The 18378-nt window shown below is 70.9% G+C and carries 17 protein-coding genes and 1 tRNA gene; 8 read left to right on the forward strand and 10 right to left on the reverse strand.

Features of this window, described 5'->3' with window-relative positions; genetic code table 11:
- The 4 genes from GT030_RS25240 to GT030_RS25255 all read right to left on the reverse strand — a co-directional run.
- On the reverse strand, positions 1-1103 hold a 1103-nt coding region (locus GT030_RS25240; RefSeq protein WP_161203076.1), incomplete at its 3' end, for a hypothetical protein.
- Positions 1085-1825 (reverse strand): ATP-binding cassette domain-containing protein, encoded by a 741-nt coding sequence (locus GT030_RS25245; RefSeq protein WP_161203077.1) that lies wholly within the window; start codon positions 1823-1825, stop codon positions 1085-1087. The genes GT030_RS25245 and GT030_RS25240, both read right to left, overlap by 19 nt.
- Positions 1826-2005: 180 nt before the next feature.
- Complete coding sequence (locus tag GT030_RS25250; protein ID WP_161203078.1) at positions 2006-3370, reverse strand: aspartate aminotransferase family protein; 1365 nt, start codon at positions 3368-3370, stop codon at positions 2006-2008.
- A gap of 2 nt (positions 3371-3372) precedes the next feature.
- Positions 3373-3891 carry an Lrp/AsnC family transcriptional regulator gene (locus tag GT030_RS25255; protein WP_161203079.1) on the reverse strand — a complete coding sequence of 173 codons (519 nt, stop codon included), beginning with the start codon at positions 3889-3891 and terminating at the stop codon, positions 3373-3375.
- A 207-nt stretch (positions 3892-4098) separates the two neighbouring features.
- Here GT030_RS25255 and GT030_RS25260 point away from each other — a divergent pair, with 207 nt between their 5' ends.
- Genes GT030_RS25260 through GT030_RS25280 form a run of 5 tightly spaced genes read left to right on the forward strand, consistent with a single transcriptional unit; the run spans position 4099 to position 10101 of the window.
- Entirely contained in the window at positions 4099-5547 is a 1449-nt protein-coding gene (locus GT030_RS25260) for a gamma-aminobutyraldehyde dehydrogenase (protein WP_161203080.1), read from the forward strand.
- A 46-nt stretch (positions 5548-5593) separates the two neighbouring features.
- Positions 5594-6787, forward strand: coding sequence for an extracellular solute-binding protein (locus GT030_RS25265; protein ID WP_161203081.1), 1194 nt, complete (start codon positions 5594-5596; stop codon positions 6785-6787).
- A 35-nt stretch (positions 6788-6822) separates the two neighbouring features.
- A complete protein-coding gene (locus GT030_RS25270; protein WP_086696181.1) occupies positions 6823-7266 on the forward strand; it encodes a helix-turn-helix transcriptional regulator in 444 nt (147 codons plus the stop codon).
- A gap of 10 nt (positions 7267-7276) precedes the next feature.
- Positions 7277-7687 (forward strand): VOC family protein, encoded by a 411-nt coding sequence (locus GT030_RS25275; protein ID WP_161203082.1) that lies wholly within the window; start codon positions 7277-7279, stop codon positions 7685-7687.
- A gap of 47 nt (positions 7688-7734) precedes the next feature.
- Complete coding sequence (locus tag GT030_RS25280) at positions 7735-10101, forward strand: excinuclease ABC subunit UvrA (RefSeq protein ID WP_161203083.1); 2367 nt, start codon at positions 7735-7737, stop codon at positions 10099-10101.
- 90 nt (positions 10102-10191) lie between these two features.
- On the opposite strand, the gene GT030_RS25285 is transcribed toward GT030_RS25280, so the two are convergent.
- On the reverse strand, positions 10192-10845 hold the full coding sequence (locus GT030_RS25285; RefSeq protein ID WP_161203084.1) for a DUF305 domain-containing protein: 654 nt from the start codon (positions 10843-10845) through the stop codon (positions 10192-10194).
- Between the two features lie 177 nt (positions 10846-11022).
- Here GT030_RS25285 and GT030_RS25290 point away from each other — a divergent pair, with 177 nt between their 5' ends.
- On the forward strand, positions 11023-12525 hold the full coding sequence (locus GT030_RS25290; protein WP_346009742.1) for a hypothetical protein: 1503 nt from the start codon (positions 11023-11025) through the stop codon (positions 12523-12525).
- A gap of 99 nt (positions 12526-12624) precedes the next feature.
- Here the strand turns inward: GT030_RS25290 and GT030_RS25295 are convergent, their stop codons facing one another.
- The 4 genes from GT030_RS25295 to GT030_RS25310 all read right to left on the reverse strand — a co-directional run bounded on the left by GT030_RS25295 (position 12625) and on the right by GT030_RS25310 (position 15080).
- On the reverse strand, positions 12625-12987 hold the full coding sequence (locus GT030_RS25295; RefSeq protein ID WP_161203086.1) for a DUF5335 family protein: 363 nt from the start codon (positions 12985-12987) through the stop codon (positions 12625-12627).
- Positions 12988-13178: 191 nt separating this feature from the next.
- Positions 13179-13256: transfer RNA gene (locus GT030_RS25300), tRNA-Arg, on the reverse strand.
- A complete protein-coding gene (locus GT030_RS25305) occupies positions 13214-13921 on the reverse strand; it encodes a glycerophosphodiester phosphodiesterase (protein WP_161203090.1) in 708 nt (235 codons plus the stop codon). The genes GT030_RS25300 and GT030_RS25305 overlap by 43 nt, the downstream gene beginning before the upstream one ends.
- Positions 13922-14030: 109 nt before the next feature.
- On the reverse strand, positions 14031-15080 hold the full coding sequence (locus tag GT030_RS25310; protein WP_161203087.1) for an adenosine deaminase: 1050 nt from the start codon (positions 15078-15080) through the stop codon (positions 14031-14033).
- 146 nt (positions 15081-15226) lie between these two features.
- Here GT030_RS25310 and GT030_RS25315 point away from each other — a divergent pair, with 146 nt between their 5' ends.
- On the forward strand, positions 15227-15952 hold the full coding sequence (locus GT030_RS25315) for a DUF4190 domain-containing protein (protein ID WP_346009743.1): 726 nt from the start codon (positions 15227-15229) through the stop codon (positions 15950-15952).
- On the opposite strand, the gene GT030_RS25320 is transcribed toward GT030_RS25315, so the two are convergent.
- Positions 15938-16501 (reverse strand): NADAR family protein, encoded by a 564-nt coding sequence (locus GT030_RS25320; RefSeq protein WP_161203088.1) that lies wholly within the window; start codon positions 16499-16501, stop codon positions 15938-15940. The genes GT030_RS25315 and GT030_RS25320 overlap by 15 nt on opposite strands.
- A gap of 207 nt (positions 16502-16708) precedes the next feature.
- Between GT030_RS25320 and GT030_RS25325 the strand changes: the two genes are divergently transcribed.
- Positions 16709-18247: a gamma-aminobutyraldehyde dehydrogenase gene (locus GT030_RS25325; RefSeq protein WP_161203089.1), complete on the forward strand. Its 1539-nt coding sequence runs from the start codon at positions 16709-16711 to the stop codon at positions 18245-18247.
- The last annotated feature ends 131 nt before the right edge of the window (positions 18248-18378 follow it).

Genomic DNA, 18378 nt, shown 5'->3' on the forward strand with positions numbered 1-18378 from the left:
GACTGGCGGGTCTCGACGGCGGCCGTCAGCAGCGTGGCCAGTGCGCAGCCGCCGACCACCAGCGTGGCCACGGTCGACAGCGGGCCGAAGGCGGCGGCCGGCTGGTCGTACATCGCGGTCGTGGCGAGCGCGGCCGACGTCACGGCGCAGACCACACCCAGCGGGCGCCCGATCCGTGTGGCCTCCGACATCAGCACCCGCCCCGCCAGCAGCCGCAGCGCGCCGGGCTGCGCGGACTGGAGCACCCGCCCGCACAGGTAGGTGAGGCCCGGTGCGGCCAGGACCAGTCCCAGCGCGGTGAGCAGCCAGCCGCCCAGCACAGCCACCCCCTCCACGGGCAGCGCCAGCACGGACGCCGGGGCGGCCCGGTTCGCGTACGCCTGCACGGCGAGACCCGCCGCCAGCGCGGCGACACCCCAGGGGAAGCCCGCCGGGGCCTCGCGGGGCGGCGGCGCGACGGTCAGCACGTCCGACCAGCCTTCGGCCTCGGCTTCCACCGGGGCTTCCGCTGGAGCGGGCGCCTCCGTCTTGTGCAGGACGGCGCGCCAGCAGGCGCCGAAGGACGCCGTGCCCTTCACATCGGGCCGGCGCGGGTCCAGGGGGCGCAGGCTGAGCGCCACCGCGCCCGACGCGGTGAGCGGCAGCAGCGCCAGCAGCGTCAGCGCCGCCGGTACCGGCAGCGGCCGGTCGGCCGCGAGGAACTGCGCGCCCTTCCCGTCGATGGGCAGCCCCGACAGGTCGCCGCGCAGATGCAGGAAGAACAGCAGGGCGACCAGCGAGCCCAGCGTGCAGGCGAGCAGCGTGGTCAGCGCCGAGACCGCCATCAGCCGGCCCGGCCCGAGCCCCACCGCCGACAGCCCCGGCCGGGGCCGGGTGCCGGGGTCGGTACGGGCCACCGCCAGCGCCAGGTAGACCGTCGCGGCGAGCGGTACCACGCACCAGGCCAGGCGCAGCGCCGCCGCGCCCGGCGTCTGGGGGTGGCCCATCGCGTAGCCGAGGGAGCCGAGCAGCAGGAAGCCGGTGCCCGCCGAGGCGGCCGCCACCAGCAGACGGCGCAACTGGACGGCGGGCCGGGCCGCGCGGGTCAGACGGAGAGCGAGCACGCCGCCCGGCCTTCCGTGTCCGGTGCGTCGGGGAGGTGCACGGTCTTCACCCGGCGCCCGTCCAGCAGCGAGACCGAGCGGTCGGCGAGGGCCGCCGTCTCGGGGTCGTGGGTGGCGAGGACCACCGTGATGCCGTGCGAGCGGGCCGCCGTGGTCAGCGTGCGCAGGACGTGCCCGCGGTCGGCGCGGTGCAGGGGCGCGGTCGGCTCGTCGGCGAACAGCACCGTCGGCCCGGGGGCGAGCGCGCGGGCGATGGCGACGCGCTGCCGCTCCGCCTGGAGCAGTTCGTGCGGGCGCTTCTTGGACTTGTCGCCCACGTCCAGCCGCTCCAGCCACTCCATGGCGGCCACCTTGGCGCGGCGGCGACTGGTGCCGCGCAGCATCAGCGGCAGCGCCGCGTTCTCCCAGACGTTCAGCTCCGGCACGAGCGCCGGGGCCGGGTCGATCCAGCCGAACCGGTCACGGCGCAGCTTCTCGCGGGCCATCGGGCCCAGGGTGTGCACGGGGGAGCTGTTGAACCACACCTCGCCCCCGTCCACCCGGACCTGCCCGGACAGACAGCGCAGCAGGGTCGTTTTGCCACTGCCGCGCGGGCCGCCGACCGCGAGGATCTCGCTCTCCCGGACGCCCAGCGAGATGCCGGCGATTCCGGGGGAGCCGTCGGGATGCTTGAAGTGCAGGGAGCGTGCCCACAGCACGTCGTTGTCCGGCGGAGCCTCCATGGCGTACACCTCGGTTCTGATCCGTTTTCCCGTGTCCTTGTGCCCTGTTCGGGGGAACGAAGACCGGGCCGATCGGTCACTGGGCACGCTAGGCAGCACCGAGGGGGAGGCGGCACAGCACACGGCCCCGGGCCGCCGTTCTCACTCGAACGGGCGGCGCCGGGGCCGGGGCCGGCGGGGTCAGAGCTTGGTCCACGCCTCCGTCAGGGTCGCGCGCAGGATCTGCTCGATCTCGTCGAACGTCTCCTGGTTGGCGATCAGCGGCGGGGCCAGCTGGATCACCGGGTCACCGCGGTCGTCCGCACGGCAGTACAGGCCGTTCTCGAACAGGGCCTTGGAGAGGAAGCCGTACAGGACGCGCTCGATCTCGTCGGCGTCGAAGGACTCCTTGGTGTTCTTGTCCTTCACCAGCTCGATGCCGTAGAAGAAGCCGTTGCCGCGGACGTCGCCGACGATCGGCAGGTCGTGCAGCTTCTGCAGGGTGCGCAGGAAGGCGCCCTCGTTGTCCAGGACGTGCTGGTTCAGGCCCTCGCGCTCGAACAGGTCGAGGTTGGCGAGGCCGACCGCGGCGGAGACCGGGTGGCCGCCGAAGGTGTAGCCGTGCAGGAAGACGTTGTCGCCCCGGTAGAAGGGCTCGGCGATCCGGTCGGAGACGACGGTCGCGCCGATCGGGGAGTAGCCCGAGGTCATGCCCTTGGCGCAGGTGATGATGTCGGGGACGTAGCCGAACTTGTCGCAGGCGAACATCGTGCCCAGGCGGCCGAAGGCGCAGATGACCTCGTCCGAGACGAGCAGCACGTCGTACTGGTCGCAGATCTCGCGCACCCGCTGGAAGTAGCCGGGCGGCGGCGGGAAGCAGCCGCCGGCGTTCTGCACCGGCTCCACGAAGACCGCGGCGACCGTGTCCGGGCCCTCGAAGAGGATCTGCTGCTCGATCTGGTCGGCGGCCCAGCGGCCGAACGCCTCCGGGTCCTCGCCGTGGATCGGGGCGCGGTAGATGTTGGTGTTCGCCACCTTGTGCGCGCCCGGCACCAGCGGCTCGAAGGGCGCCTTGAGCGCGGGCAGGCCGGTGATGGACAGGGCGCCCTGGGGGGTGCCGTGGTAGGCCAGCGAGCGGGATATCACCTTGTGCTTGGCGGGCTTGCCGACCAGCTTGAAGTACTGCTTGGCCAGCTTCCACGCGGTCTCCACGGCCTCGCCGCCGCCGGTGGTGAAGAAGACCTTGTTGAGGTCGCCGGGGGCGTAGCCGGCCAGCCGCTCGGCCAGCTCGATCGCCTTCGGGTGGGCGTAGGACCACACCGGGAAGAAGGCCAGCTCCTGCGCCTGCTTCAGCGCGGTCTCGGCCAGCTCCACCCGGCCGTGCCCGGCCTGGACCACGAACAGGCCCGCCAGGCCGTCGAGGTACCGCTTGCCCTTGTCGTCGAAGACGTGGGTGCCCTCACCCCGCACGATGGTGGGGACGGGCGAGTTCTCGTACGACGACATGCGGGTGAAGTGCATCCACAGGTGGTCGTACGCGGTGCGGCTGAGGTCCTTCTGCGTCACGGTTATCGGGTTCCCCACATATAGGTCTGCTTCTTGAGCTTGAGATAGACGAAGCTCTCGGTGGAGCGGACGCCGGGCAGGGCCCGGATACGCCTGTTGATCACGTCCAGCAGGTGGTCGTCGTCCTCGCAGACGATCTCGGCGAGGACGTCGAAGGAGCCGGCGGTCATCACCACGTACTCGACCTCCGACATGGCGCTCAGCGCGTCCGCGACGCCGTCCACGTCGCCCTCGACATGCACCCCGACCATCGCCTGGCGGCGGAAGCCCACGGTGAGCGGGTCGGTGACCGCCACGATCTGCATCACGCCCTGGTCGAGCAGCTTCTGCACCCGCTGGCGCACCGCCGCCTCGGAGAGGCCGACCGCCTTGCCGATCGCGGCGTAGGGCCTGCGGCCGTCCTCCTGGAGCTGCTCGATGATGGCGAGGGAGACGGCGTCCAACTGCGGAGTGCCGCTCCTGGACTCGCGGGCGGAGTCCCTGTGTTCTGTGCTTCGACTGGCCACGCCCTCACTGTGCACGACACCTCGACAGTTTCGCAAGGCTCGATCGATGAAATTCGTTGTTTACGAGCTTGCAGTGTGCGGATTTCGCAGGACGCGTGCGGGCGGGGGTGTTGAAAACGTGGGTGTCCCGACTAGGGTTGGGTTGTCTCAGCCACCGGACAGCCATGCGGCCCTCCGGGGCGGGGACAGCTCGAACCCTCGAACCAGATCAGGAGGCCGGCAGTGAGCACCGAGCCGCGTGGGCTGCGCAAACTCCGGAACTATGTCGCCGGTGAGTTCCGGGACGCCGCCGACGGACGGACCACCGAGGTGGTCAACCCCGCCACTGGTGAGGTGTACGCGACCGCGCCGCTGTCCGGGCAGGCGGACGTGGACGCCGCCATGGACGCGGCCGCCAGGGCGTTCCCGGCCTGGCGCGACACCACCCCCGCCGAGCGGCAGAAGGCCCTGCTGAAGATCGCCGACGCGTTCGAGGAGCGGGCTGAGGAACTCATCGCGGCCGAGGTGGAGAACACGGGCAAGCCCGTCGGGCTCACCCGCTCCGAGGAGATCCCGCCGATGGTCGACCAGATCCGCTTCTTCGCGGGCGCGGCCCGGATGCTGGAGGGGCGCTCGGCCGGCGAGTACATGGACGGCCTGACCTCGATCATCCGCCGCGAGCCGATCGGCGTCTGCGCGCAGGTCGCGCCGTGGAACTACCCGATGATGATGGCCGTGTGGAAGTTCGCCCCGGCGCTCGCCGCGGGCAACACGGTCGTCCTCAAGCCCTCGGACACCACCCCGGCCTCCACCGTCCTCATCGCCGAGATCATCGGCTCGGTCCTGCCGGCCGGCGTCTTCAACGTCATCTGCGGCGACCGCGACACCGGCCGCATGATGGTCGAGCACCCGACCCCGGCGATGGCCTCCATCACCGGCTCGGTGCGCGCCGGCATGTCGGTCGCCGAGTCGGCCTCCAAGGACCTCAAGCGGGTCCACCTGGAGCTGGGCGGCAAGGCACCGGTCGTCGTCTTCGAGGACACCGACATCCCCAAGGCCGTCGAGGACATCTCGGTGGCGGGCTTCTTCAACGCCGGCCAGGACTGTACGGCCGCGACCCGTGTCCTCGTCCAGGAGTCCATCCACGACGAGTTCGTGGCCGCGCTCGCCAAGGCCGCGTCCGAGACGAAGACCGGGCAGCCGGACGACGAGGACGTGCTCTACGGCCCGCTGAACAACCCGAACCAGCTCAAGCAGGTCGCCGGCTTCATCGAGCGGCTGCCCGCGCACGCCAAGGTCGAGTCGGGCGGCCACCAGGTCGGTGACAAGGGGTACTTCTACGCCCCGACCGTGGTCTCCGGCCTGAAGCAGGACGACGAGATCATCCAGAACGAGGTGTTCGGGCCGGTCATCACCGTCCAGTCCTTCACCGACGAGGACCAGGCCGTCGAGTGGGCCAACGGCGTCGACTACGCGCTGGCCTCCTCGGTGTGGACCAAGGACCACGGGCGCGCCATGCGCATGTCCAAGAAGCTGGACTTCGGCTGCGTGTGGATCAACACCCACATCCCGCTGGTCGCGGAGATGCCGCACGGCGGCTTCAAGAAGTCCGGCTACGGCAAGGACCTGTCGGCGTACGGGTTCGACGACTACACGCGGATCAAGCACGTGATGACGTCCCTGGACTCCTGACCTGGTCGGATTGTTCCCGCGGGGGACGGGGCGGCACACTTTCCGGGTGCTTCACACCTCTGTTCGTGGTTCCGCCCCCTCCCGCCGGTCCGTGCTGCGGGCCCTCGGGGGCACCGCCGCGCTCGGCGCGCTCGCCGGGTGCGGGGTGCCCTCGGCGTACGTCCGTGCCGGCGACCGCTCCGCCCCCGACCGGTCCGCCACCGACCACCGGCTGACCTGGTCGAACTGGCCGCTGTACATCGACACCGATGACGACGACGCGAACAAGCGGCCCACGCTGGACGCCTTCCGGAAGCGCACCGGGATCTCCGTCGACTACGTCGAGGAGATCAACGACAACGACGAGTTCTTCGGCAAGATCAGCCCCGCCCTGATGAACCACCGGCCCACCGGCCGGGACCTGATCGTCATCAGCGACTGGATGTGCGCGCGGTACGTCCGCCTCGGCTGGGTCCAGCGGATGGACCGGGCCGGGCAGCCGAACGTCGCGAAGTACCTGGACCCGCTGCTGCGCCGGCCCGCCTTCGACCCGGGCCGTATGTTCACCGTCCCCTGGCAGTCCGGGATCACCGGCATCGCGTACGACCGCCGCCGGCTCGGCCGCGAGATCCGGCACGTGAAGGACCTCTGGGCGAGCGACCTCAAGGGCCGGGTGACGCTGCTGTCCGGGCTCGACGAGGCGTTCGCGCTGCTGATGCAGGGCAACGGCGTGGACATCACCCGCTGGACGGCCGCCGACTTCCACACCATGTGCGACGAGGTGGAACGCGAGGTCCGCCGGGGCCAGATCCGCCGCTTCACCGGCAACGACTACACCAAGGACCTGGTCAGCGGCGATGTCCTCGCCTGCCAGGCGTACTCCGGCGACGTCATCCAGCTCCAGGCCGACAACCCGCACATCCGTTTCGTCGTCCCCGAGGAGGGCGCCGAACTCTGGTCGGACTCCCTGATGATCCCCGACCGCGCGACCCACAAGGCCAACGCCGAGCGCCTGATCGACTACTACTACACCCCCTCGGTGGCCGCCGAACTCGCCACCTGGGTCAACTACGTCTGCCCGGTCCCGGCGGCCCAGCACATCCTCGCCGACAGCCCCGACAGGGACACCGCCGCCCTCGCCGCGAACCCCCTGATCTTCCCCAACGGCCCCCTGCGCAAGCGCCTCGCCATCGCCCGCGACATCAAGCCGACGGAACGACCGGAGTTCGCACGACGGTGGAACTCGATCGCGGGATTGTAGGGGGCCGACGCCCCCTCCCATGGCACGCTTTCGGTATGACCAGCTCACCCGGTGACCCGCGCCGTCTGCGGGAGCTCAGGTTGTTGCGGCGGGTGCGGGATCGGATTGACCGGGAGTACGCGCGGCCGCTGGACGTGGAGGCGTTGGCTCGCGGGGTGAACATGTCGGCCGGGCACCTGAGCCGGCAGTTCCGGGCCGCGTACGGGGAGTCGCCGTACAGCTATCTGATGACGCGGCGGATCGAGCGGGCGATGGCCTTGCTGCGGCGGGGGGATCTGAGTGTGACCGAGGTGTGCTTCGAGGTGGGGTGCTCCTCGCTCGGGACGTTCAGTACGCGCTTCAGTGAGCTGGTCGGGATGGCGCCGAGCGTGTACCGGATCGAGGCGGCGCGGGCGACGGAAGGGCTGCCGACCTGCGTGGTCAAGGTGGTGACCAGACCGGTCAGGAATCGAGAAGCGCGGGTCACGGGCCACGGCTAGCGTGACGGCCATGGACATCAGCATTCACGCCAGCTTCCTCCCGCAGGACGACCCGGAGGCGGCCCTCGCCTTCTACCGCGACACCCTCGGCTTCGAGCTGCGCAACGACGTGGGCCACAACAACCTGCGCTGGCTCACCGTGGGCCCCAAGGGCCAGCCGGACACGAACATCGTGCTGAGCCCGCCCGCCATGGACCCCGGCATCACCGACGACGAGCGGCGCGTCATCGCCGAGATGATGGCCAAGGGCACGTACGCCGGCATGGTGCTGGCCACCCCCGACCTGGACGGTACCTTCGACCGGCTGGTGGCGGCCGGTGCCGACATCGTCCAGGAGCCCGCCGACCAGCCGTACGGCATCCGGGACTGCGCCGTACGGGACCCCGCGGGCAACATGCTCCGCATCCAGGAGCACCGCTGAGCCTGCCGGCGTACGACAAGAAGCCAGTACGTGAAGATGGAGACGGGATGACCAAGGGCACGGACGTGCACGCCGCCGACAGCCACGAGATGATCCGGGTCCACGGCGCGCGGGTGAACAACCTGAAGGACGTCAGCGTCGAGATCCCCAAGCGCCGGCTGACGGTGTTCACCGGCGTCTCCGGCTCCGGCAAGAGCTCGCTGGTCTTCGGCACCATCGCCGCCGAGTCGCAGCGGCTGATCAACGAGACGTACAGCGCGTTCGTCCAGGGCTTCATGCCGACGCTCGCCCGTCCCGAGGTGGACGTGCTCGACGGGCTGACCACCGCGATCATCGTGGACCAGCAGCGCCTCGGGGCCGACCCCCGCTCCACCGTCGGCACCGCCACCGACGCCAACGCCATGCTCCGCATCCTGTTCAGCCGGCTCGCCGCCCCGCACCTCGGCCCGCCCAGCGCGTACGCCTTCAACGTCGCGTCGGTGCAGGCCAGCGGCGCGATCAAGGTGGACAAGGGGGCGCGCAGGGCGGAGAAGGTCACCTTCAGCCGTACCGGCGGGATGTGCCCGCGCTGCGAGGGCCGGGGCGCGGTCACCGACATCGACCTCACGCAGCTCTACGACGACTCCAAGTCGCTGCGCGAGGGCGCGCTCACCATCCCCGGCTACAGCGTGGACGGCTGGTACGGCCGCATCTACACCGGCTGCGGCTTCTTCGACCCGGACAAGCCGATCGCCAAGTTCACCAAGCGCGAGCTGCACGACCTGCTCCACAAGGAGCCCACCAAGATCAAGGTGGAGGGCATCAACCTCACGTACGAGGGCCTGATCCCGAAGATCCAGAAGTCGTTCCTCTCCAAGGACGTCGACTCGCTCCAGCCGCACGTCCGCGCCTTCGTGGAGCGGGCCGTCACCTTCACCGTGTGCCCCGACTGCGCGGGCACCCGGCTGAGCGAGGGCGCCCGTACCTCGACGATCGACGGCGTGAGCATCGCCGACGCCTGCGCGATGCAGATCACCGACCTCGCCGAGTGGGTACGCGGCCTCGACGACCCCTCGGTCGCCCCGCTGCTCACCGCGCTCGGTCACAGCCTCGACTCGTTCGTGGAGATCGGCCTCGGCTACCTCTCCCTCGACCGCCCCTCGGGCACGCTGTCCGGCGGCGAGGCGCAGCGGGTGAAGATGATCCGCCACCTCGGCTCCTCGCTCACCGACGTCACGTACGTCTTCGACGAGCCCACCACCGGACTGCACCCGCACGACATCCAGCGGATGAACGGCCTGCTGCTGCGCCTGCGCGACAAGGGCAACACCGTGCTGGTCGTGGAGCACAAGCCGGAGATCATCGCCATCGCCGACCATGTGGTCGACCTCGGTCCGGGCGCCGGTACGGGGGGCGGCGCCGTGTGCTTCGAGGGCACGGTCGAGGGGCTGCGGGCCTCCGACACCGTCACCGGGCGCCACCTGGACGACCGGGCCTCGCTGAAGAAGAGCGTCCGTAAGGCCACCGGTGCGCTGGAGATCCGGGGCGCCGACGCCAACAACCTGCGCGGGATCGACGTGGACATCCCGCTCGGGGTGCTGGTCGCGGTGACCGGGGTCGCCGGGTCCGGCAAGAGTTCGCTGGTGCACGGGTCGGTGCCCGAGGGGGAGGGGGTCGTCTCCGTCGACCAGGGGGCGATCCGGGGGTCACGGCGGAGCAACCCCGCCACGTACACGGGGCTGCTGGACCCGATCCGCAAGGCGTTCGCCAAGGCCAACGGGGTCAAGCCCGCGCTGTTCAGCGCCAACTCCGAGGGCGCGTGCCCCACTTGCAACGGCGTCGGGGTCGTCTACACCGACCTCGCCATGATGGCGGGCGTCGCCACGACGTGCGAGGAGTGCGAGGGGCGGCGCTTCCAGGCGGCGGTGCTGGAGTACCGGCTCGGGGGCCGCGACATCAGCGAGGTGCTGGCGATGCCGGTCAGCGAGGCCGAGGCGTTCTTCGCGGAGGGCGAGGCGCGTATTCCGGCTGCGCACCGCATCCTGACCCGCCTTTCCGACGTGGGCCTCGGCTACCTCACCCTGGGCCAGCCGCTCACCACCCTCTCCGGCGGCGAACGCCAGCGGCTCAAGCTGGCCACGCACATGGGGGAGAAGGGCGGTGTGTACGTCCTGGACGAGCCGACCGCCGGACTCCACCTCGCCGATGTGGAGCAACTCCTCGGTCTGCTCGACCGGTTGGTGGACTCCGGAAAGTCCGTCATCGTCGTGGAGCACCACCAGGCGGTGATGGCCCACGCGGACTGGATCATCGACCTGGGGCCGGGTGCGGGGCACGACGGCGGGCAGATCGTGTTCGAGGGCACGCCGGCTGAGCTGGTGGCGGACCGGTCGACGCTTACGGGGCGGCACTTGGCGGAGTACGTGGGGGCGTGAGGGGGTGTTGACCGGGGCCTGCGGCCGGGCCGGTCGTCCGGCCGCTCGCCCCCTCGTTCGCCTGGCCGTTCGCCTCGCCGTTCGCCCTGGTCAGAGCATGTCCCGCATCCGGACGATCTCGCTGGTCTGCTGGGCGATCACGTCGTCCGCCATCTCCTCGATCTGGATGTTGTTGCCCTGCGCCTTCACGTCGGTGGCCATGGTGATCGCGCCCTCGTGGTGGGCGATCATCAGCTTCAGGAAGAGCTGGTCGAACGCCTTGCCCCGGGCGGCGCGCAGTTCGGTCAGCTGAGCATCGGTGGCCATGCCGGGCATGGTGCCGTGGTCATGCGCCGTGCCGCCCTTGCCGTTCGTGGCCAACCAGCTCTTCATCGCGCTGATTTCGGGGCCCTGGGCGGCGGATATGCGTTCCGCGATGCGCTTGACCTGCGTCGACTGGGCTCTCTTGGGGGCGAGTTCGGTCATCTTCAGTGCTTGCGTGTGGTGGACGATCATCATGCGGGCGTAGGAACGGTCCGCCGCGTTGGGGGAGTTGTCGTCCTGGCGCTGCTCGGCGGCGTCCTCGGCGGACATCGTGCGGTTCGCCTCGCCGGGCTTGCCAGGGGCGATGACCGAAGGGCCGGTGCGTGCGGCGGACGTGGCGCCGGAATCGCCTCCGTTCGCGGAACCGGAGCAGCCGCCGGCCGCCAGTACGGCCGCGGCCGTCAGGAGGGCCGTGGTGAGGGAGGCGCGGCGGTGAGGCACGGGAGTCTCCTGCGTTCGTGGGGGAGCGGATACCGACCGTCCTAGCACTCTTCCGCCCGCGAATGACCGAGAACCTTCGGACGCGACTCATTGCGCACTGTTGACCTGTCCATGACGCGGACGATACTGCGGGGGAGTGTGAGCCGCGCCCCCACGTCCGGCACCAGGGAGGAAGCAGTGACCCTGTCCCAAGATCCCCGAACCCGTCGCAGACGCCTGGGAGTCGCCGCCGCCGCGGCAGGTCTCCTGGCCGCGCTGCTCACCACCGCACCGGCTTCCGCCACGCCCGACCCCGGTGACAGCCCCGCCGCCGGACAGCGCGTCTCCCAGAGCGAGGCGGCCGAGGTGCGGGGCGCGATCGCGGACGGCGAGATACCGGGGCAGGACGAGATCGTCCACTCCGCCAACATCGAGCACCTCACCAACGTCCCCAAGGACGCCCTCCCCGGTTACAACACCGACCTGGCCTTCCAGGGGCGGTACGCCTACGCCGGCAACTACGACGGCTTCCGCATCTTCGACATCAGCAACCCGAAGGCGCCGAGGACGGTCGCCCAGGTGCTGTGCCCAGGCTCGCAGAACGACGTCTCCGTCAGCGGAAACCTGCTGTTCCTCTCCACCGACTCCTCGCGCAGCGACAACTCCTGCGCGAGCACCACCCAGCCCGCGACCGAGAAGTCGTCGTGGGAGGGCATGAAGATCTTCGACATCAGCGACAAGGCGAACCCGAAGTACGTCGCCGCCGTCGAGACCGCCTGCGGCTCCCACACCCACACGCTGGTGCCCGAGCGGAGAGACGTCTACATCTACGTCTCCTCGTACTCGCCCAGCGCCGCCTTCCCCGACTGCCAGCCGCCGCACGACGGCATCTCGGTCATCAAGGTGCCGCGCAAGGCGCCCGAGAAGGCGGCCGTGGTCGGCTTCCCCGTGCTCTTCCCCGGTGAGGGCCCCGATGGCGGCGGCAACCCGGGCGCGCCCACCAACCCCGGCGTCTCCAAGACCACCGGCTGCCACGACCTGACCGTCCTGCCCTCCAAGGACCTCGCGGCGGGCGCCTGCATGGGCGACGGCATCCTGTTCTCCATCAAGGACCCCGAGCACCCGAAGGTCATCGACCGGGTCCAGGACAACGTCAACTTCGCCTTCTGGCACTCCGCGACGTTCAATCAGCGCGCGGACAAGGTCGTCTTCACCGACGAGCTGGGCGGCGGCGGGGCGGCCACCTGCAACGCGGCCATCGGCCCCGACCGCGGTGCCGACGGCATCTACGACATCACCGGCCGCGGCGACCACCGCAAGCTGGTCTTCCGCAACTACTACAAGATCCCCCGCTACCAGGCCGACACCGAGAACTGCGTCGCCCACAACGGGTCCCTCATCCCCGTCAAGGGCCGCGACCTCATGGTCCAGGCGTGGTACCAGGGCGGCATCTCCGTCTGGGACTTCACCGACTCCGCCCACCCGCACGAGATCGCCTACTTCGAGCGTGGCCCGCTGACCACGGACACCCTCCAGATCGGGGGCTCCTGGTCGGCGTACTACTACAACGGCTACATCTACTCCAACGACATCATGAAGGGCTTCGACGTCCTGAAACTGAACGACCGCCGCACGGACTCGGCCCGCCGCGTGCACCTGCCTGAGCTGAATGTGCAGACGCAGCCGGAGTACTTCGACTGAGCGGACCTGCTGGTACCGGCGGCTCCTCTTGCGCGGGGGAGCCGCCGATCAGCGACTGGGTCGAGTCGCCGAATCGCCGTTCGCCGTCGGTGTCCTTGGTCAGGACTCCGTGCCGGACTCCGGGGGGAAGAAGGTGATCAGCGTGGCGGTGCCGTCCTTGTCGACCGTCCGGACCGCCGGCTCGGGAACGTCCTGCGTGGCGACGTCGATCTCCGTCGGGTGCCACACCAGGTGCCGCAGGACGACGGGGTAGCGCGGCGACCGTCCGCCCACGGAGACGGCAACTACGTCGTCCTTCGGGTCGTACGAGATGGTGGCGAAAGGCAGCCGGTCGGCTTCGTACTGATGACCGACCTCGGGGTCCAGTACCTCGATGGTGACGAACTCGCCCTGGTGTTCCTCGCTCATCTGGTTGAGGGCGGTCTCCCAGGTGCTGCGGTCGAGCGTTTCGGTGCCGGCCATCGTCGTTCCTCCTCCGGTGGCGATCTGCTCTCCCCACGAAGGTAGTCGCAGCCCTGAGCGGCTGCCTCGGCCTGGCAGGTCGAGCCGTTCGGCCCTGGTGCACCTGCCCGAACGAGTCGAAGCCCCACGGGGCCGGCTCCGGTACGGGCGGAGCGGGGGCGGGCAGGGCCTGCCGGACCCACGTGAGCCGCGCGCCCCGGCAGGATTCGAACCTGCGACACCCGCTTTAGGAGAGCGGCGCTCCTGCCCCGCCTGCTTTCCGCAGGGCGGTCAGGGTGTCGATTCGGTTCGTCGTGATCGAGTCCGCGCCCAGTGCCAGCAGCTTCCGCATCGAGCGCCCCGTGTCCGGGGTCCAGACCGACAGGAGGTAGCCCTCCTTGTGCACTCGGGTGGCCAGGTCGCGGTCGACCAGCGAGAAGCGGTAGTTGAGGTAGTGGGGGCGCAGGGCGGTGAGGAGGGCTGGGCGCGGGCGGGCTGTGGTGGTCCAGGTGAGGGCCAGTTCGGCTGTGGGGGCGGCTGCGCGGAGGGTCAGGAGGGACTGGGCGCCTGCGGAGTAGTAGACGCGGTCTTCGGCGCCCGACTGGCGGACCACGTCCAGGACCCGGTCCGCTACCCGCGGGGTTACGCCGCCGCACAGGTCAGCCATGACCCGCGTGCCCTCCGTTGCCGACAGGGCTTCCGCCAGGGTGGGGATGCCGCCCGCCGTCAGTTCCGTCACCTGGGCCGCCGTCAGTGCCGACAGGGGGCGGTCGGCCTCCCACAGGCGCTTCAGGGTGTCGTCGTGCAGGAGGACGGGGACGCCGTCGCGGGTCAGGCGTACGTCGATCTCCACCGCGTCCGCGCCCCGGTCCAGCGCGGAGCGCAGCGAGGCGAGGGTGTTCTCACGGAAGCGGTAGGGGTCGCCCCGGTGTGCGACGGCGGTCCAGGTCTGCATGGTCGTCATTCTGGCAGCCTGCGGGGCGCCGGCAGGCGAAGCCCCGCCTGGCGGGCGAGAGCGCGCAGCGGGGCGGTGGATCGGGCCCGTTGGCAGTCCCCACCTCGCCTCAGCCCGCCAGCCACGCCTCCGTGTACGCGTCGATCTCCGAAGCGATCCGCTCCTTCCCCGCCGCGTCCAGGAACGACGCCTCCACCGCGTTCTTCGCGAGGGCGGCCAGACCCCGCTCGTCCAGGTCGAGCAGGCGGGACGCGATCGCGTACTCCTTGTTCAGGTCCGTGCCGAACATCGGGGGGTCGTCGGAGTTGATGGTGACGAGGACGCCCGCGTCGGCGAACTGCTTCAAGGGGTGTTCGTCGAGGGTGCGGACCGCGCGGGTGGCGATGTTGGAGGTGGGGCAGACCTCGAGGGCGATGCGGTGCTCGGCCAGGTGCGCGAGGAGCCGGGGGTCCTGGGCCGAGCTGGTGCCGTGGCCGATGCGTTCCGCGCCCAGCGTGGTCAGGGCGTCCCAGACCGTCTGGGGGCCCGTGGTCTCGCCGGCGTGGGGGACCGAGTGGAGGCCGGCGGCCCGCGCGCGGTCGAAGTACGGCTTGAACTGCGGGCGGGGGACGCCGATCTCCGGGCCGCCGAGGCCGAAGGAGACGAGGCCCTCGGGGCGGACGCGGTCGTCCGTCGCCATCCGGGCCGTCTCCTCCGCCGACACCAGCCCGGCCTCGCCGGGGATGTCGAAGCACCAGCGCAGCACGGTCCCGAAGTCGGCCTCGGCGGACTTGCGGGCGTCCTCGATCGCGTCCATGAAGGCCCGGTCCTCTATGCCGCGCCGCACGGAGGAGAACGGGGTGACGGTCAGCTCGGCGTACCGCACCTGCTGCCGGGCCATGTCGCGCGCGATCTCGTACGTCAGCAGCCGGACGTCCTCCGGGGTGCGGACCAGGTCCACGACCGACAGGTACACCTGGATGAAGTGCGCGAAGTCGGTGAAGGAGAAGTAGTCCGCCAGCGCCTCGGGGTCGGTCGGGACCTTGGAGTCGGGGTGCCGGGCGGCCAGTTCCGAGACGATGCGGGGGGAGGCGGAGCCCACGTGGTGGACGTGCAGTTCGGCCTTGGGCAGTCCGGCGATGAAGTCGTGCGGATCGCGGGCGGCGCTTCGCTCGGTCAAGGGAGCCTCCCCAGGCTGGTCGGACGGTGCGCAGACATCCTAGGACGGGGCGGCAGACCCTACGGTCGCTCGGGGAAGGGGCAGCTCCGTACGGTCCGTGCGGCGGCTCTAACATGGGCTGACAAGCTACGTGGGGGGATGAGGACGTGACGGAGCAGACACAGCCCGACGGCGGACGAGGGACGAGCGGGCAGGAGCCGGGCTCCGACCCGTGGGCACCGCCCCAGGGACCCTCTCTGCAGAAGCACCAGCAGACCCCGCCCTCGGTCCACGACCAGGCGACCATGGCCGCCATGCCCGCCGCAGGCTCGGGCCCGCAGGCCGGACCCACCGTGCCCCCGCAGCACGGCGGACCCACCGTCCCGCCCCCGCCCATCGGCCCGAACGGCCCCGGCGTCCCGCCCTACACCCCGGCCGGTTACGGCTACCCGAGCCACCCCGGCCCCCAGGGCTACCCGGGTGCGCAGAGCTACCCCGGCTACCCCCAGCCCCCGGCCTACGGCTGGCCCGGCGGCCCCATGGGCCCCGCCCCGCAGAACAACGCGGGCACCGCCGCTCTGGTGCTCGGCATCCTCTCCATCGTGCTGTTCTGCCTCTACGGAGTCGTCTCCCTGATCCTCGGTGTCATCGCCGTGATCCTGGGCGTCCAGGGCCGCAGGCGTGCCGACCGGGGCGAGGCCACCAACCGCGGGCAGGCCCAGGCGGGCTTCGTGCTCGGCATCATCGGCATCATCGTGGGCGTGGCCACGCTGGCGCTCTTCATCGGCATCCTCGTGTTCGCCGCGAACAAGGAGGACAGCCGGCAGGACGACGACCCCTTCGGCTCCACCTACAACTCCGCGCCGCAGCTCCCCGCCTCACCCCGCCTTTGAACGCAGCCGGTCCCGAGCCTCCATCAGCGCGAAGCCCAGGAGGTTCGGCCCCTTCCAGCGGGCCGGGTCCCACGCGGCCTCGTCCTGGACGCTGAGCCCGATCCCCCACACGCGGTCCACCGGACTCGCCTCCACCAGCACCCGCTCGCCCGTGCCGAGCAGGAACTCGCGCAGGCCGGGGTCGGCGGCGAACTTGTGCACGCTGCCCTCGACGACGATCCGGAACCGCTCCCGGCGCCATATCTCCTCGTCGAAGCCCCGGACCAGCCGCCCCGCCTTCTTCGCCCCGGCCGGATGCCCCGCGGCCAGCACCAGCCGCTCGGCGTCCGGGTCGGCGAAGAGGCGCGCCTTGCCCGCCATCATCCAGTGCTCGGCGGTCGCGTACTCGACCCCGTCCACCGTGAACGGCGCCGGCCACCACTGGCTCAGACACCCCGCGCCCACGCTCCCGTCCCGCTGCGGGCGGTGCCCCCAGAAGTGCAGATACTTCACGGGCGCCCCCGCCCGGACCGCGCCGATCAGCGCTTCCACCCCGTCGATCTTCCCCATGCACGCGAGTGTGGCAGCCACCACTGACAACCCGTCCCTCCTTTTCGATCGCGACTCGACAGCCCGCCGACAGATTCCGTCGCGTAACCAAAAGGCAACAACGGAATCCCTTGTTGCACTCCTCCTCCTCTGTCAGGATCGGCACTCAAATCGAGCTGGAGCCACGCCACCCGGCCCCCGAAAGGGTGTCCGGCGGAGGAGAGCGACATGCACAAGCCGGGCACCGACACCCCGGAACGATTTCCGGCGCGCGACCGCTTCGCCGAGGGTGCGCAGTTCGTCGCGGGCCGCCCCGCGCCGGGCACCTCGGGCCGTACCCACGCGGTGACCGACCCTGCGACCGGCGAGGAGGTGTACCGCTACGAGCTCGCCGGGGAGAGCGACGTCGACGCGGCCGTGGCCGCCGCGCGCGCCGCCTTCCCCGGCTGGGCCGCCGCCACGCCGGGCGAGCGCTCCGACGCGCTGAACCGTTTCGCCGCAGTGCTCGCGGACCGCGCCGAGGACTTCGCTCGCGCCGAGTCGCTCCAGTGCGGCAAGCCGCTGAAGCTCACCCGCGAGTTCGACGTCCCCGGCACCATCGACAACACCGCCTTCTTCGCGGGCGCCGCCCGGCAGCTCCAGGGGCAGTCGGCGGGGGAGTACTCCGGTGACCACACCTCGTACGTCCGCCGGGAGCCCATCGGGGTGGTCGGGTCGATCTCGCCCTGGAACTACCCGCTGCAGATGGCCGCGTGGAAGGTCCTCCCGGCCGTCGCCGCGGGCAACACCATCGTGCTCAAGCCCGCCGAGCTGACCCCGCTCACCTCGCTGCTGTTCGCGCGGGCCGCCGTCGACGCGGGCATCCCGGACGGTGTGATCAACATCGTCAGCGGAACCGGGCCGGGGGCGGGGGAGCGGCTGGTCGGACATCCGGACGTGGCGATGACGTCGTTCACCGGGTCCACCGCCGTCGGCCGCAGGGTCGCGGAGATCGCCACGGCCACCGTCAAGCGGCTCCACCTGGAGCTGGGCGGCAAGGCACCCTTCGTGGTGTTCGACGACGCCGACCTGGAGGCCGCCGCCAACGGCGCGGTCGCCGGCGCGCTCATCAACACCGGCCAGGACTGCACGGCCGCGACCCGCGCCTATGTGCAGCGCCCGCTGTACGAGGCGTTCGTGGAGCGGACCGCCGCGCTGATGGAGACCGTGCGGCTCGGCGACCCCTTCGCTCCCGGCACCGACCTCGGCCCGCTGGTCTCGCACGCCCACCGCGACCGCGTCGCCGGCTTCGTGGACCGGGCCCGCGCCTACGCGACCGTGGTCACCGGCGGCGAGGCCCCCGGCGGCGACCTCAAGAGCGGCGCCTACTACCGGCCCACCCTGGTCACCGGCGCCGCCCAGGACAGCGAGATCGTCCAGTCGGAGATCTTCGGGCCCGTCCTCGTCGTCCTCCCCTTCGACACCGACGACGAGGGCCTGCGGCTGGCCAACGACACCCCCTACGGCCTCGCCGCCTCCGCGTGGACCGGCAACGTCTACCGCGCCCAGCGGGCCACCCGCGATCTGCGGGCCGGGTGCGTGTGGATCAACGACCACATCCCGATCATCAGCGAGATGCCGCACGGCGGATACCAGGCGTCCGGCTTCGGCAAGGACATGTCGGTGTACTCCTTCGATGAGTACACGCAGGTCAAGCACGTCATGTTCGACAACACGGCGGCCGTCCGCAAGGACTGGCACCGCACGGTCTTCGGGGACCGCCACTAGGACCCCGCCCGCTTTCCGAAAGGGCACCACGCGTATGGATCAGTACGAGCCCGGCCGCCTCACCCCGCCCCAGCTGGCCGCCGTGCGGCGCAGTCTGCGGAGCGGGCGGGCGGCGCTGACCCGCCGGTCGC

Origin of the sequence: Streptomyces sp. SID1328 (assembly GCF_009865595.1) — a bacterium.
GTDB classification, from domain to species: domain Bacteria; phylum Actinomycetota; class Actinomycetes; order Streptomycetales; family Streptomycetaceae; genus Streptomyces; species Streptomyces griseoluteus.